This is a genomic window from Shivajiella indica (assembly GCF_042683085.1).
Classification (GTDB): domain Bacteria; phylum Bacteroidota; class Bacteroidia; order Cytophagales; family Cyclobacteriaceae; genus Shivajiella; species Shivajiella indica.
In genome coordinates this window covers 73,104-86,739 of record NZ_JBHUIV010000011.1, presented here as the reverse complement: position 1 = coordinate 86,739, position 13,636 = coordinate 73,104, and the positions used below count along the sequence as shown (strand labels likewise).

Annotated in this window: 11 protein-coding genes and 1 tRNA gene; 9 read left to right on the top strand and 3 right to left on the bottom strand. The window is 38.5% G+C overall.

The features are described from left to right. Positions 1 to 174: 174 nt before the first annotated feature. Positions 175 to 1,536, bottom strand: coding sequence for a DEAD/DEAH box helicase (locus tag ACFSKV_RS08175; protein ID WP_380801469.1), 1,362 nt, complete (start codon positions 1,534 to 1,536; stop codon positions 175 to 177). A 139-nt stretch (positions 1,537 to 1,675) separates the two neighbouring features. Here ACFSKV_RS08175 and ACFSKV_RS08170 point away from each other — a divergent pair, with 139 nt between their 5' ends. The 8 genes from ACFSKV_RS08170 (at position 1,676) to ACFSKV_RS08135 (ending at position 9,333) form a co-directional block, all read left to right on the top strand. Beyond that, on the top strand, positions 1,676 to 3,025 hold the full coding sequence (locus ACFSKV_RS08170; protein WP_380801468.1) for a dihydroorotase: 1,350 nt from the start codon (positions 1,676 to 1,678) through the stop codon (positions 3,023 to 3,025). Positions 3,026 to 3,098: 73 nt separating this feature from the next. Then, positions 3,099 to 3,174, top strand: a tRNA-His gene (locus tag ACFSKV_RS08165). A gap of 355 nt (positions 3,175 to 3,529) precedes the next feature. Further along, positions 3,530 to 5,446, top strand: coding sequence for an amylo-alpha-1,6-glucosidase (locus tag ACFSKV_RS08160; RefSeq protein ID WP_380801467.1), 1,917 nt, complete (start codon positions 3,530 to 3,532; stop codon positions 5,444 to 5,446). Between the two features lie 15 nt (positions 5,447 to 5,461). Next, positions 5,462 to 6,751, top strand: a complete 1,290-nt coding sequence (locus ACFSKV_RS08155; RefSeq protein WP_380801466.1) for a glycosyltransferase family 4 protein — start codon at positions 5,462 to 5,464, stop codon at positions 6,749 to 6,751. Continuing rightward, a complete protein-coding gene (locus ACFSKV_RS08150; RefSeq protein ID WP_380801465.1) occupies positions 6,748 to 7,959 on the top strand; it encodes a glycoside hydrolase family 57 protein in 1,212 nt (403 codons plus the stop codon). Before ACFSKV_RS08155 ends, ACFSKV_RS08150 begins: the two co-directional genes overlap by 4 nt. 93 nt (positions 7,960 to 8,052) lie before the next feature. Continuing rightward, positions 8,053 to 8,568 (top strand): RidA family protein, encoded by a 516-nt coding sequence (locus ACFSKV_RS08145; protein WP_380801464.1) that lies wholly within the window; start codon positions 8,053 to 8,055, stop codon positions 8,566 to 8,568. A 50-nt stretch (positions 8,569 to 8,618) separates the two neighbouring features. Next, a complete protein-coding gene (locus ACFSKV_RS08140; protein ID WP_380801463.1) occupies positions 8,619 to 9,077 on the top strand; it encodes a hypothetical protein in 459 nt (152 codons plus the stop codon). Continuing rightward, on the top strand, positions 9,064 to 9,333 hold the full coding sequence (locus ACFSKV_RS08135) for a hypothetical protein (protein WP_380801462.1): 270 nt from the start codon (positions 9,064 to 9,066) through the stop codon (positions 9,331 to 9,333). Before ACFSKV_RS08140 ends, ACFSKV_RS08135 begins: the two co-directional genes overlap by 14 nt. Before the next feature lie 6 nt (positions 9,334 to 9,339). On the opposite strand, the gene ACFSKV_RS08130 is transcribed toward ACFSKV_RS08135, so the two are convergent. Further along, complete coding sequence (locus ACFSKV_RS08130; RefSeq protein ID WP_380801461.1) at positions 9,340 to 10,020, bottom strand: DUF2461 domain-containing protein; 681 nt, start codon at positions 10,018 to 10,020, stop codon at positions 9,340 to 9,342. 81 nt (positions 10,021 to 10,101) lie between these two features. Beyond that, the gene (locus ACFSKV_RS08125) at positions 10,102 to 11,400 is read right to left on the bottom strand and encodes a UDP-N-acetylmuramoyl-tripeptide--D-alanyl-D-alanine ligase (RefSeq protein WP_380801460.1); all 1,299 of its coding nucleotides are present in this window, start codon (positions 11,398 to 11,400) and stop codon (positions 10,102 to 10,104) included. Between the two features lie 92 nt (positions 11,401 to 11,492). Here ACFSKV_RS08125 and ACFSKV_RS08120 point away from each other — a divergent pair, with 92 nt between their 5' ends. Next, complete coding sequence (locus ACFSKV_RS08120; RefSeq protein ID WP_380801459.1) at positions 11,493 to 13,607, top strand: T9SS type A sorting domain-containing protein; 2,115 nt, start codon at positions 11,493 to 11,495, stop codon at positions 13,605 to 13,607. The last annotated feature ends 29 nt before the right edge of the window (positions 13,608 to 13,636 follow it).

Sequence of the window (13,636 nt, the reverse complement as noted above, 5' to 3'; positions counted from 1 at the left end):
GGCTATATGAACGTCGCTTCGCTCCGGCCTTGACAGATTTCCTTACTTGGGCTATTGGGCATTTAAGAGGATTGAAAACATAAGAAAAACAATAAAAAAAGTGTCAAGTAAATTCAGGACGTGACATCCGAATTTAGACTTCCGAAATCCAACATATTCACTGATTAGCCTTCCTTATCCATTCTTCTTCCACTTTCCCTGACTTTTGAGCTGATTTCGGTTACGCTTTGCCTTAGAGTTTTTATTGCCCCTTTTTTCTTTTTTCTGATCGGGATTTGGCCGGTGTTTGACCTTTTTCTCATGGAAAGCCCCTTTAAAATCCGGGTTTTCTTTTTTCTTTTGAGTATCTATTTCTCTTTCATAGCCCTGCTTTTCTTCAAATGGAGTCTGTGGGATTTCCACCTGCGTCGGAATTTGTAAGGTCGGTACTTCCACACGGATTATTTCCTCAATTTTTTCAAAATGATATTCTTCTGCAGGGTTTATAAAAGTAATGGCCATGCCTTCATTCTCTGCTCTTCCCGTTCTTCCAATTCTATGCACATAATCCTCATAGATCAATGGCACATCGAAATTAATGACATGGCTCACCATACTGATGTCCAGTCCTCTTGCGGCTACATCAGTAGCCACTAAGATCCTCACCTCACCTGCTTTGAAATCCTCCATTGAATTGATCCGGGTATTTTGACCTTTATTGGCATGAATAACCCTGATTTCTCCCAATCTTTTCCTTTCCAAGAAACTGAATACAGATTCAGCATTTTTTCTTGATTTGGTAAAAATAATCACCCTGTTAAGACCAGCATCTTCCAATAAATGAAGTAAAAGGTTGATTTTGGTTTTGATATTGGGTACAAAATATTTTACCTGGTGGATAGTTTCTGCTGTTGTAGCCTGAGGTGAAACTTCAACCCTTTCGGGGAATTCCAGGAATTCATGGGAAAATTTTTCCACCTTACTCCCAAATGTGGCAGAGAAAAGCAAATTCTGTCTTTTGACTGGGATTACCTCAAGAATGGATCTGATCTGAGGCATAAATCCCATATCTAGCATTTTGTCCGCCTCATCCAGGATCATAGTTTTGATCTCTTTGGTAAAAATTTCCCCTTTTCTATATAGGTCCAAAAACCTGCCTGGGGTAGAGATGATAATATCTACTCCCTTTTGTAAATTTTCAATTTGAGTTTTAGGTCCTAATCCACCATATAAACTCACAAATCTAAGGTCTGTATATTTTCCAAAAGTAATAGCGGCTTCCTCTATTTGCATAACCAGTTCCCTTGTAGGAGCCAAAATCAATGCTCTGGGGTGCTTTCCCTGTGCATATTTGATTTTCATCAATAAAGGAAGTATGTAAGCGGCTGTTTTTCCCGTACCTGTCTGTGCAATGCCTAGCAAATCATGCCCTGCCAACGCTAAAGGAATGGCCTTTTCCTGAATGGGAGTGGCTTTGGTGTACCCAGCCTCTGAAACAGCATCCAATAGTTGCTTGTTGAGTTTAAAATTTTCAAAAGTTGAAGGGCTATCGGACATGTTTTCTTATTTTTGATGAAGCAAAAGTAATAAATGGTAAAAGGAACACATTTGGGTTTAAGTGGGTTAAATTTAACAATAACCCCTTAGGTGTTTTATTTGGAGTAATTCAGTAATAGAGATCAAACCAATCAATCGGATGAAGAGCATTTTAATACTCGGTGCAAATATAGTAAATGAAGGCAAGATTACCCGTATGGACATTTTGGTACAGGATGGGATGATCTATAATATGGGTAAGGACCTTTCTGAATTTAAGGCGGATATTACCATTCAAGCGGAAGGAAAATATGTTTTCCCGGGCTTAATTGATGATCAGGTTCATTTTCGTGAACCTGGATTAACCCATAAAGGAGATATTTACACCGAAAGTAAGGCAGCAGTGGCTGGGGGTATCACCTCATACATGGAGATGCCCAATACTGTTCCCCAATCCATTACTTTAGAACTTTTGGAAGATAAATATAAGATTGCCTCCCAGAAATCACTGGCCAATTATTCTTTTTACTTTGGGGCAACCAATGATAATTTGGAAGAAATTTTGAAGGTCGATCCTGAAAATGTTTGCGGTCTTAAAGTTTTTCAAGGATCTTCCACTGGTAATATGTTGGTAGATAATCCGGAAAGTCTAGAAAGGATTTTTGCGGAATGCAAACTTCTTATTGCTACCCATAGTGAAAATGACAATATCATCAAGGCAAACCTTGAAAAATACAAGGCTGAATTTGGAGAGGATATTCCTGTAAAATACCATCCAAAAATCAGGTCTGCAGAAGCCTGTTATGATGCCTCAAAAAAAGTTGTGGATTTGGCCAGGAAATATGGGACAAAACTACATGTGCTTCATATCAGTACCGCTAAAGAAGTTGAGCTATTCGATAATCGGCTTCCCTTGAAAGAAAAAAGAATTACTGCGGAAGCATGTATTCACCACATGTGGTTTTCAGAGGAAGACTATGAGGCAAAAGGGAATTTTATCAAATGGAATCCTGCCATTAAAACTGCCGCTGATAGGGATAGGATCCTTCAAGGAGTTTTGGACGGACACATTGATGTGATTGCTACGGATCATGCGCCCCATACAATCGAAGAAAAAAGTAAACTTTATTCCTCTGCACCATCCGGAGGGCCTTTGGTACAGCACAGCCTGGTTGCCATGCTGGACTTCTACCATGAAGGAAAAATAAGCCTGGAACAGATAGCAGAAAAAATGTGTCATAATGTTGCCATCTTATTTGAAATAGATAAGAGAGGATACCTCAGACCGGGATATTATGCAGATTTGGTAATTGTGGATTTGAATAACCCGTGGACTGTAAAAAAAGAAAATATTCTTTCAAAATGTGGCTGGTCTCCGTTTGAAGGGCATACTTTTAAATCAAAAGTCACCCATACTATTGTATCTGGACATTTAGTGTACGAAAATGGCACATTCAATGAAGAGTCAAAAGGACAGCGTTTAAAATTTTCCAGAAAAATACAGGATTGAGTATTGTATAAAAAATATTGAAACATTACCTTTGCATTCCATTCAACAGAATGCCTTTGAATGAATAAAAAATGGTGGTTGTAGCTCAGCTGGTTAGAGCGCTGGTTTGTGGCACCAGAGGTCGCCGGTTCGAACCCGGTCTCCCACCCACCTTTTAAAAAACCCCTTTTTAGGGGTTTTTTGGTTTTTAGAATTAAGAATGAACCCAAATGGCATAAATTTTGTCTAAACGGTAATAAAAATAAATAGAAGGCATGTTTACATTATTTAAAGCTTCGCCAAAATTCCCTAAAATTAGGCCTGTAGATTTGAAAACTGTAAGATTATATGTGACAAAGTTTGAAGAATCTCTCAGAAATTTTGAGGAATTGCAGAAGGAGGGTTTTCAATCCTGATATCAATAAAACTTAAGGTTATGGAAACATAACCTTTTATTTTTGTGTCAATAAATTTTTCTTTCGCTTGCAAAAAAGTATTTTTATGCAAATCTCAATCTTTTGACACATGAGTTATATCCATTTTGACAAAACCCAACTAATCAATCTCAATTATTCTCTTGATCGGGAAATTATAAGGACAAATAGGGGTGGGTGTTATACCAGTACTACTATCATAGGATGTAACACAAGAAAGTACCATGGGCTTTTGGTCGTACCCCAACCACAGATAGACGAACAGCTGCATGTAATGCTGTCCACGGTTCATGAAACAGTGATCCAACATGGTGCAAGCTTTAATTTAGGGATTAGTAAATTTCCCGGAAATTATTCACCAAGAGGGCATAAATACCTTGAGGATTTTGATTCTGAACCCATCCCTAAACTCACTTACAGGGTAGGAGGAGTGTTATTGCAAAAGGAATTGATTTTGGATACCAATAGGGATAGGGTAATGATCCGGTATACCCTATTGGATGCCCATTCTCCTACAAAAATTCAAATCAAACCTTTTTTAGCTTTTAGGGGATATCATCATTTGAGCAAGGCCAATAATACCATTAATAAAGAATTTGTTAAAGTACCCAATGGGGCTTCATTTCAGTTGTACCCACAATACAACCCACTATTCCTTCAGTTATCCAAGAAGAATAAATTTCACTATCAACCTGATTGGTACAATAATTTTGAATATATCATGGAAAGAGAAAGGGGTTATGAATATCAAGAAGACCTCTTCCTTCCAGGATATTTTGAGTTTGATATTGAAAAGGGAGAATCCGTCATCTTCTCAGCAGGTTTGAGTGAAGCGGATCCAACAACCCGTCAGCGGGCTTTTGAAAAAGAAATAGCCAGAAGGGTACCCAGAAATAATTTTGAAAATTGTCTGATAAATTCTGCTGGACAATTTATTCAAAGAAGGGATGGTAAGACCCATGTGATTGCCGGTTATCCTTGGTTTGGATGGTGGGGCAGAGATACCTTTGTTGCCTCTCCGGGTTTGACACTTACACAAGGGGATAAAGATACTTTTCTTGAAATCATAGACACCATGGTCGCTGATCTTCATGGTCCCTTGTTCCCAAATGTGGGAAGTGGTGTGATGAGAAATTTGAGTTCAATTGATGCCCCGCTCTGGTTTTTTTGGTCTCTACAACAGTTAAAGAATTTCACCGGAGATACCAAAACCATTAAATCCAAGTATTTGGGTAAAATGAAGGGAATCATAGACGGTTTTATCAAGGGAACTGATTTCAATATACATAGTCTGGAAAATGGTTTGATCTATGGGGGAATGGAGGGTATAGCACTCACCTGGATGGATGCAGTAAATTCAGACGGACCAGTTACTCCAAGAACCGGATGTCCTGTTGAAATCAATGCCCTATGGTATAATGCTTTATGTTTTTACCATGAACTTACAGGAGATGGGGAAATTAAACAACTTTCCGAAAAAGTAAAAAAATCATTTAATGAGGTGTTTTGGGATGAAAACCGTGGTTATTTGGCTGATTATGTCAATGGGGAATATAAAGATTGGTCGATTCGTCCTAATATGGTAATTGCTACCGCTGTTCCCTACTCCCCATTGGAAGAAGGGCAAATGGACGCTATTTTGGAAATTGCAAAATCTAAATTGTTAACTAACCGGGGACTAAGATCCCTTGCTCCTGATGATCCGGGATACAAGGGATATTACCACGGAAATCAATATTCACGTGATCAAGCCTATCATAATGGTACTGTTTGGGCTTGGTTGTTGGGGCCATTTGTAGATGGTTACCTAAGGTTACACGGGAAATCGGGAAAACATTTTGTTGAAAAGATTATCAAAGGTTTTGACGATGTGATGACGCAATACGGTGTGGGAACTGTTGCTGAAATTTATGATGGGGATCCCCCTCATAGGCCAAAAGGTGCCATATCCCAAGCATGGAGTATAGGAGAGCTTCTAAGGATTATGTATTTAGTTAAAAAACTTTAATCTAAACTGTTTTATATGAAGGTTTTAATGTTTGGATGGGAATTTCCACCTCACATTTCCGGAGGTTTAGGAACCGCTTGTTATGGCTTGGTCAAGGGACTCGTTCACCATAAACAAGATATCATTTTTGTGGTTCCAAAACTTTGGGGAGATGAGGAACCCTTGGCTGATTTTGTCAATGCAAGTGATGTAGTGATTGATTATAGGGAGAGAAAATTCAAAAAAATATGGAAAAATCTAACCTATCTCGAAGTCAGTAGTTTTCTTGTTCCTTATCTCGGGCCTGAAGAATTTAAAAAATACACGGATTACTCCATGCATCATAGAACAGATGTAGATGAAAGTGTATTTTCAAATAAATTTGAATTCAGTGGAAAATACGGTAAAGACCTGATCAAAGAAGTATCACGATATGCACTTGTTGCCGCTCAAATTGCCAAATCAAAGGAACATGATTTGATCCACGCGCATGATTGGTTGGCTTACCCTGCAGGTATTGCCGCAAAAGAAATATCCGGTAAACCTTTGATTGCCCATATCCACGCAACCCAGTTCGATAGGGCAGGTGAGGGAGGAATGCATGGGCCTGTTTATGATATTGAAAAAGCAGGGTTGTTGGCTGCAGACCATGTTTTAGCAGTTAGTCATCTTACCAGAAAATTGGTTATTGAAAAGTATGGGGTGAACCCGGATAAAGTGAGTGTGCTGCATAATGCAGTATTGGATTCCAGTATCATCAAATCCTCGATTAAGAAGAATGTTCCTGAAAAAATTGTCACTTTTTTGGGCAGAATTACTTTCCAAAAAGGTCCGGAGTACTTTGTGGAGGCAGCAAAAAAAGTAATTGACCGAGATCCTAATGTGAGGTTCGTGATGGCCGGAAGCGGTGACCTGTTAAACAGGATGGTGGAAAGGGTAGCTGAATTGGGAATGGGTACCAAATTCCACTTTACCGGATTTTTGAAGGGAAAAGACGTGGACGATATGTATGCCATTTCAGATGTATATGTGATGCCATCTGTTTCCGAGCCTTTCGGGATAGCCCCATTGGAGGCTGTAAGGCACAACACTCCAGTGATTATATCCAAGCAATCAGGGGTGGCAGAAGTATTGAGAAATGCGATCAAAATTGACTTTTGGGATGTAGACGGAATGGCGGATGCCATCTTTGGACTTTTGCATTACGAGAGTATTTCTAAGATGTTCAAGGAATTGGGAAGTGAAGAACTTAAAAAATTAAAATGGGAGCATGTAGCTGCCAAACTTGTTACCGTATACGAAAAATTACACAACGAAAAGCCATGAGAACTATTTGCTTTTACTTTCAGGTGCACCAACCCCTTAGAATAAAGCCATATCGCTTTTTTGATATTGGCGATGATCATTATTATTGGGATGACTATAGCAATAAAAGTATCATTAGAAAGGTGGCACAAAAATGTTATCTTCCTATGAATGCCCTGTTATTGGATATGGTTAATCATTATAAAGGAAAATTCAAAGTCAGCTTTTCTATTTCAGGTGTCTGTTTGGATCAGTTTGAAAATTATGCTCCGGATGTCTTGGAAAGTTTCCAGAGGCTTGTGGCGACAGGACATGTGGAATTGCTCAATGAAACAGATGCCCATGCACTTTGTTCTCTTGCAAGCCAGACGGAATTCACCAGAATGGTAGATAATCATAAAGCTAAAATCAAAAGACTTTTTAATGGGTATGAACCTAAGGTATTTAGAAATACGGAGTTGATTTATTCTGATAAAATCGGGGCTATGGTTGCAGAAATGGGTTTTGAAGGAATGTTAACCGAAGGTGCCAAGCATATACTGGGATGGAAAAGTCCTAACTTTTTATACCAAAATTCCATTGACCCAAACCTGAAGGTTTTATTGAAAAACTTCCAGTTAAGTGATGATATCGCTTTTAGGTTCAGTAATAAAACATGGTCTGACTATCCCCTGACCACTGAAAAATTTGTAAGATGGATCAATGCCATTCCTAAAGAACAGGAAGTTCTGAACCTTTTCATGGATTACGAAACATTCGGAGAACACCAATGGGCAGAAACAGGGATATTTGAGTTTATGAAAAGTTTACCGGAAGCAGTATTCAGATATACAGACTTCGGTTTTAATACGCCTACTGAAGTGGTAAGAGGAGCAAAACCTGTGGCAAAAATCAATGTTCCTGTACCCATATCCTGGGCTGACGAGGAAAGGGATCTGACTGCTTGGTTGGGAAATGATTTACAGAATGAGGCTTTTTCCAAACTGTATGAGCTAGAGGCTAAAGTCAAAAAAATTGATGACCCCGAAATCCAAAGGGATTGGAATTACCTCCAGACCTCTGATCACTTTTATTACATGTGTACCAAATTCTTCTCCGATGGAGCTGTTCATTCCTATTTCAGCCATTATGAGACACCCTATGATGCATTCATCAATTATATGAATGTATTGAGCGACTTCATCTTACGGGTTAAAAATAAGGAAAAGGAACTTGAAGCCATGGAATAATAAATTTATTTTAAAGTATCTTTATTCTAAATTAAAAAAATTAAGGGCTTGATTCTCCAGGCCCTTTTTGCATTAACCTCAAAAAGAAAAGTTATGAAGAATCAAATCTTGATCGCATTTTCCTTGATTATACTTGCAGCTTGTAATGGAAATGTGGAGCAAAATTCAGCCTTAGAGATCAAAGAACAGGAAGAATATATTATCAGATATGATCGACCTGATGCCAGTATCTTAAGGGGAGTATATATTCCCAAAGGAAAAGAATATTTTTATACCTCTGGGCTTGTGGCACCGGTAAAGGACGAAAATGCAGAACCGGGCACCTACGGAAGGTATGGAGATACTTATGAGCAAAGTATAGGTACTTTGGAAAGAATAAAAGAGACAATTGCTGAGGCTGGTTTTAAAATGGAAGATGTAATTTTTCTTAGGGTATATCTGGCACCTGATAAAAATGGAAAAATTGACTGGAACGCCTGGTTTAATGCTTATGGAGAGTATTTCAATAATTCTGAAAATCCCAATAAGGTGGCAAGGTCCACTATAGCTGTATACGCCTTGGCCAATCCTGATCTTCTAATTGAAATAGAGGCAGTTGCTGCAAAGTAATTCATTTGATCTGAAATAGATTGTAACATTCATTTAATTATAAATCTGATATGGCTCAAAAGTTTTTCCTTTTTCTGATTTTTTGGGGAAGTTTCTCCTCTTGTGCCTGTGATGGTGAGAAGATCATAAAAGGGGTCATGTGGGGAATGAATAAATTAGCGGGTGAAGGCTACTTTCCTTCAAATGAAATTCTGGCATTGGGAGAATTTGAAAGTGTTCAGGTCAATATGGCTACATTTGTTGAGAACGGTGAATCAAAAGCAGAGGTGGAATTGAGCCTGATCAATGGCAGGGGCGAGGAATTACGCTATAATCAGGAAAACCTTGCCCGAAAATGTGCCATTCTTTATGCTCATGGATACTCAAAAATCGAGGACTACAATACGGTAAAAATTAAATTCATACAGACGGATCCTTTCAACCCAGACAATTTGGCAATTAGCGAATATAGCTTTGAGGTGGAGGATTTACTACAATCACAAAACCCTTTGAACTATGGATTTCAATAACGAATTCAAACATCCTCCTGTTACCACAGGAGACTGGTTTCTGAGCATTTTAGTGGCCAATATACCCATTATTGGATTGATTATGTTGGTAGTTTGGGCTATAGATAAACAGGGAAATCCCAATAAGGCCAACTGGGCAAAGGCAAAACTAATTTGGTATGCCGTAGCCATTGGCTTAGGATTTATATTTATTATGCTAATGGGAATAGGCGCCGTTACAGGAGTTTTTGATGATATGAAGCTCTATGACTTCTGAGGAGGACTAAAGAAGACCATCTCCACTTTCTGTATCATCTATAGCCTTTGATAAGAAATCATGGAATGGCTTCATTTTCCTGAAAGAATCAATTGTCTTTTGTTTAAATCTACCACTGGCTACATCTTCATCTGAAAGTGGGCTTGAAACGATAAAGCTTTTGAAGCGGAGTAAGTCTATGAATGGATTTTCCGGATCAAATCCTTTGGGGGTGGTTTTTAATTGATCTCCTTCCAGTCCACTAAAGGTTTGTTTAAAATCCGGGTTGGACAAGATCTTTCTAAGCTCATCCCCTGAATAATCAATTTCCTGACGGATCTTTTTCAGAATTTCAGCTGGAGGCATCCAGATACCTCCAGCAATAAAACTTTGGCCTGGCTGAATGTGAAGGTAATAACCAGGGCCGGAAGATTTTTTTCCGCCAACTGAAAAATAGGCGGCGAAATTGGTTTTATAGAGATCTTTATTTGCCGAAAAGCGGATATCTCTATTTTGTCTAAATACACAATCTTTTGCCTGCAATGTAGATAAATCAGGTTCCCAGTTGCTGATTTCTTTTAAAAGCTCTTCCACATCTTTTAGAAAGTTACCCCTCACTTCCTGATACCAATTTTTATTGGCATCCATCCAGTCCTTATGGTTGTTTTCTGAAAGTGTCTTTAAGAATTTTAGATATTGTTGGCTCATGACGTTTTAGTATAGCTCCTGGTTGGCAAAGGTGTTTGGCATTCTTTTAATATATTTAATACCTGCTCCAGGAATATTTGTTTAAATAAATTCAACCAGGCCTTCCAATTTCATCCCCCGGCTACCTTTAATCAATATAATGTAGTTTTCCAGCTTAGAATCCTGAAGCCAATTTCTGAAAGAAAAGGGGTCAGGGAAGTATAATGACCTTAAGGGGGCTGTTTCAAGTGCAATCTGAATGTGCTTGCCGGTAAAACATATTTTGTCAAAGTTATATTTTCCCACAATTTCGCCAAGTTTTCGGTGTTCTTCTTCAGTACTTTCTCCCAATTCATACATGTCACCCAAAATGACCATTTTCTGCCTTGTTCCGGTCATTTCCCCAAAAGTTTTAATGGCCACTTCCATACTGCTAGGGTTGGCATTATAGGCGTCCAATATGATCAGGTTACTTCTTTTTTCTATTAATTGGGAACGCATGTTGGAAGGCTTATAGGAAATGACAGCCTCAACAGCTTTTTCCATGGGTACCCCAAAAAACTTTCCGACGGTCAATGCAGTGGCTATATTTCCAAAGTTATAGGCACCAATAAGGGAAGATAGATGAACCTGTTCATCTCCCTCTGTTTTAAATTTTACAAAGGGATCAGCCCCTTCAAAACTTACTTCACAAAAATCTCCTTTGGCAGGATATAATATCGGTTTTTCGAATCGCTTGGCTAAGTTGGATAAAATGGGGTCTTGGGAATTGATGAAAACGGTCCCTTTGTTTTCCCTAAGATGTTGAAACAACTCTGTTTTAGTTTTCAGAACACCTGCCGGCCCTCCCATGCCTTCTAAGTGTGCCTTTCCAATGTTGGTTATGAAACCATGACTAGGCTCAGCAATATCGCAAAGTTCTTTAATGTCCCCTTGTTTGTTTGCCCCCATTTCAATAATCCCAATTTCCACCTCTTTTCCTATGGCCAATAAAGTCAGGGGTACTCCAATATGATTATTCAGGTTACCAACGGTGGCTGCAGTTTTGAATTTTTTCTTTAGAACTTCATGCAGCAATTCTTTGGTGGTGGTTTTTCCGTTACTTCCAGTCAATCCAATAATAGGTATGGATAATTTTTTTCTATGGAAATTGGCCAACTGCTGTAGACTTCTAAGCACATCTTCCACCAAAAAATAGCGGGAATCACCCCTGGGGATTACCCTTTCCTCGTCTACAACTACCAAAGCCGCTCCAGCTTCCAGGGCTTGTGCCGCAAAGTCATTTGCATTGAAATTTGGGCCTTTTAATGAAAAAAATATATTGCCTTTGTTTATTTTCCTAGTGTCTGTACTTACACCCGAAGACTGTAGAAAGTGGTTGTATAATTGTTCGATATTCATAATGGAAAGTTTCTTAGCCTAAAATTAAACCTTTACAAAACATCTTATATCAAATTCTAACGTTTAATTTTAGATATTCAATAATGGGATAGATGAAATACCTTATACTGTTTTTTTTAATTATTCTAGGATTTAGTTCAAGAGCACAACAGACATTCACTTTTGATCAATCTTCCATTATCAAGGTGGACTCCAAAGAAATTCCAATTCCTTTTGGTATAGGGATCAATGCGGCACAGTTCAATGAAATGGATGCCAATGGAGATGGATTGGAAGAGCTAATCGTATGGGATATCAATTCCAGAAGGACAATGGTGTTTAAAGTGTTGGAAAACGGATTCGAATTTATTCCGGAAATGAGCTATTATTTTCCTTCAGATGCAGCAGGGTTTCTAGTTTTGGCGGATTTTGATGGAGATGGAAGAAAAGATCTTTTTACCAGCAGTCCTTTTGGCATTAAAGCATATAGAAATGTTACACCAACTGCAAGTCCTTATCCACGATGGGAAGTTGCCCAGAATTTTCTTCGTCTGGATAATGGTTCAAATGTTCAGGCCAATCTCTTGGATATTCCCCTTATCATGGATGTAGATGGAGATGGTGATTTGGATATAGTAACCTTTAATTTTGTAGCTGGAGATTACCTCGAGTTTTATAAGAATACCAGTGTAGAAAGAAAAGGAGTGCCTGACATTGATGGCTTTGCTTTTCCTGAATCCCGTTGGGGAAAATTCGAATTTTGCACCTGTGATTCTTTCAGTTTTGGACTTACCTGTGCAGGTTTACCTATCAATCAATCAATGGAAAGTGAAGAGGATAATTTCCGGATTGAACATGCAGGAGGGCATTCTATTCTTTATGCGGATTTCAATGAAGATGGAGTCTTTGATTTACTATTAGGGCAAGATGAATGTAGCACCCTTTATTACCTTCCTAATAAGGGGAGTAATGCGGTTCCGTTATTTGAGGATTATTCTACCCTATTGCCGGGTTATGGACCTTTACCAGAATTTCCAATTTTCCATGCCTCTTTTCTTTGGAAAAACGATTTATTGGTAAGTAGTAATTCTTCAACAATAGCCGGAATTTTTAATGCAGATTATGCTGAGAATATTTTTCGGATTCCTCCCGGGCAAGGGAACCAATCCTCTTTTCTTCAATCAGAACTGTTGGATTTAGGGGAAAATACCAGACCTTTTTTCAAAGGCTTTAAGAACTCAGGGGGATTAATCTTGACTGCCAATTCTATGCTTGATAATAAAGTACTGGGCATAGCTTACAGATTTGAAGTAAGTGAAAACACTTGGGAACTGAAAGAAAAAGATTTTCTGAATTTATCAGCACTGGATTTTACAGATCTTCAATATTTTGAATACCAAAATACCCTGGGTCAAAATACCTTTTGGGTGACAGGTGTTGATACTGTTAATTTCAGTTTACAGAGAAGAATTTTTTATAGCCGTAGTGCTGATTTAACCAATCCGGTTGAAATAACTGTGCCAGTTACTGGAACCCGTGCTCTTGACCATGTGGAATTATTTGCTTACGAAAACAAAGATTATCTTTTATTGGCCAAACAGACCGGGGAATTGGTGCTTTTTAGCATTGATTTTTCTCAGAATGGCAACTTAACTCTTGAAAGCAGGGACTTTTTAGGATATTCTGACAACCCTGCTACCCGAAATCTCAGTGTACATGTGCTGGCGCAATCCAAACCTTCTCTCTACGCAATTGACCAAAGAGGTGTGTTGGTATTTATTCCTGATTTTATGAATACCACTAATCGCGAAACGGTTCAAATCAGACTCTTGGATAATGAACTTGGACCGAGTCGATTTGGTAGAAATACTTGGGTTACTTCTTTAGGGCAGCCATTCTCCGATCAAAGGGATTTATTGTTGGGGAATACAGGAGGGGGATTAGAGTATTTGAAGTTGGAAACAAATATTATCCCTCCTTCAGATGGACAATTTTTAGTAAACGTTTATCCCAATCCTACCATTGGAAATTTTAAAGTTTTGGTCTCACAAAATAGTAAGGCAAGATTAGTTTCCCTTTTAGGTCAGGTGCTTATGGATGAAATGGATATTCCGGCCAATGTGGAGACAGAAGTCCAGGCCCCCTATATGGCGCCCGGTGTTTATATCCTGCAATTAACTAATGAAAAAGGTCAAAATCTCATCAAAAAGGTGATCATTAAACCTTAAAATCGTATTATTTTATCCGTACCAGTGGG

What these genes read in the sequence shown, in the direction of transcription:
- ACFSKV_RS08175 (WP_380801469.1), bottom strand. Translation starts at nt 1,536, where the DNA reads ATGTCCGATAGCCCTTCAACTTTTGAAAATTTTAAACTCAACAAGCAA.
- ACFSKV_RS08170 (WP_380801468.1), top strand. Translation starts at nt 1,676, where the DNA reads ATGAAGAGCATTTTAATACTCGGTGCAAATATAGTAAATGAAGGCAAG.
- ACFSKV_RS08160 (WP_380801467.1), top strand. Translation starts at nt 3,530, where the DNA reads ATGAGTTATATCCATTTTGACAAAACCCAACTAATCAATCTCAATTAT.
- ACFSKV_RS08155 (WP_380801466.1), top strand. Translation starts at nt 5,462, where the DNA reads ATGAAGGTTTTAATGTTTGGATGGGAATTTCCACCTCACATTTCCGGA.
- ACFSKV_RS08150 (WP_380801465.1), top strand. Translation starts at nt 6,748, where the DNA reads ATGAGAACTATTTGCTTTTACTTTCAGGTGCACCAACCCCTTAGAATA.
- ACFSKV_RS08145 (WP_380801464.1), top strand. Translation starts at nt 8,053, where the DNA reads ATGAAGAATCAAATCTTGATCGCATTTTCCTTGATTATACTTGCAGCT.
- ACFSKV_RS08140 (WP_380801463.1), top strand. Translation starts at nt 8,619, where the DNA reads ATGGCTCAAAAGTTTTTCCTTTTTCTGATTTTTTGGGGAAGTTTCTCC.
- ACFSKV_RS08135 (WP_380801462.1), top strand. Translation starts at nt 9,064, where the DNA reads ATGGATTTCAATAACGAATTCAAACATCCTCCTGTTACCACAGGAGAC.
- ACFSKV_RS08130 (WP_380801461.1), bottom strand. Translation starts at nt 10,020, where the DNA reads ATGAGCCAACAATATCTAAAATTCTTAAAGACACTTTCAGAAAACAAC.
- ACFSKV_RS08125 (WP_380801460.1), bottom strand. Translation starts at nt 11,400, where the DNA reads ATGAATATCGAACAATTATACAACCACTTTCTACAGTCTTCGGGTGTA.
- ACFSKV_RS08120 (WP_380801459.1), top strand. Translation starts at nt 11,493, where the DNA reads ATGAAATACCTTATACTGTTTTTTTTAATTATTCTAGGATTTAGTTCA.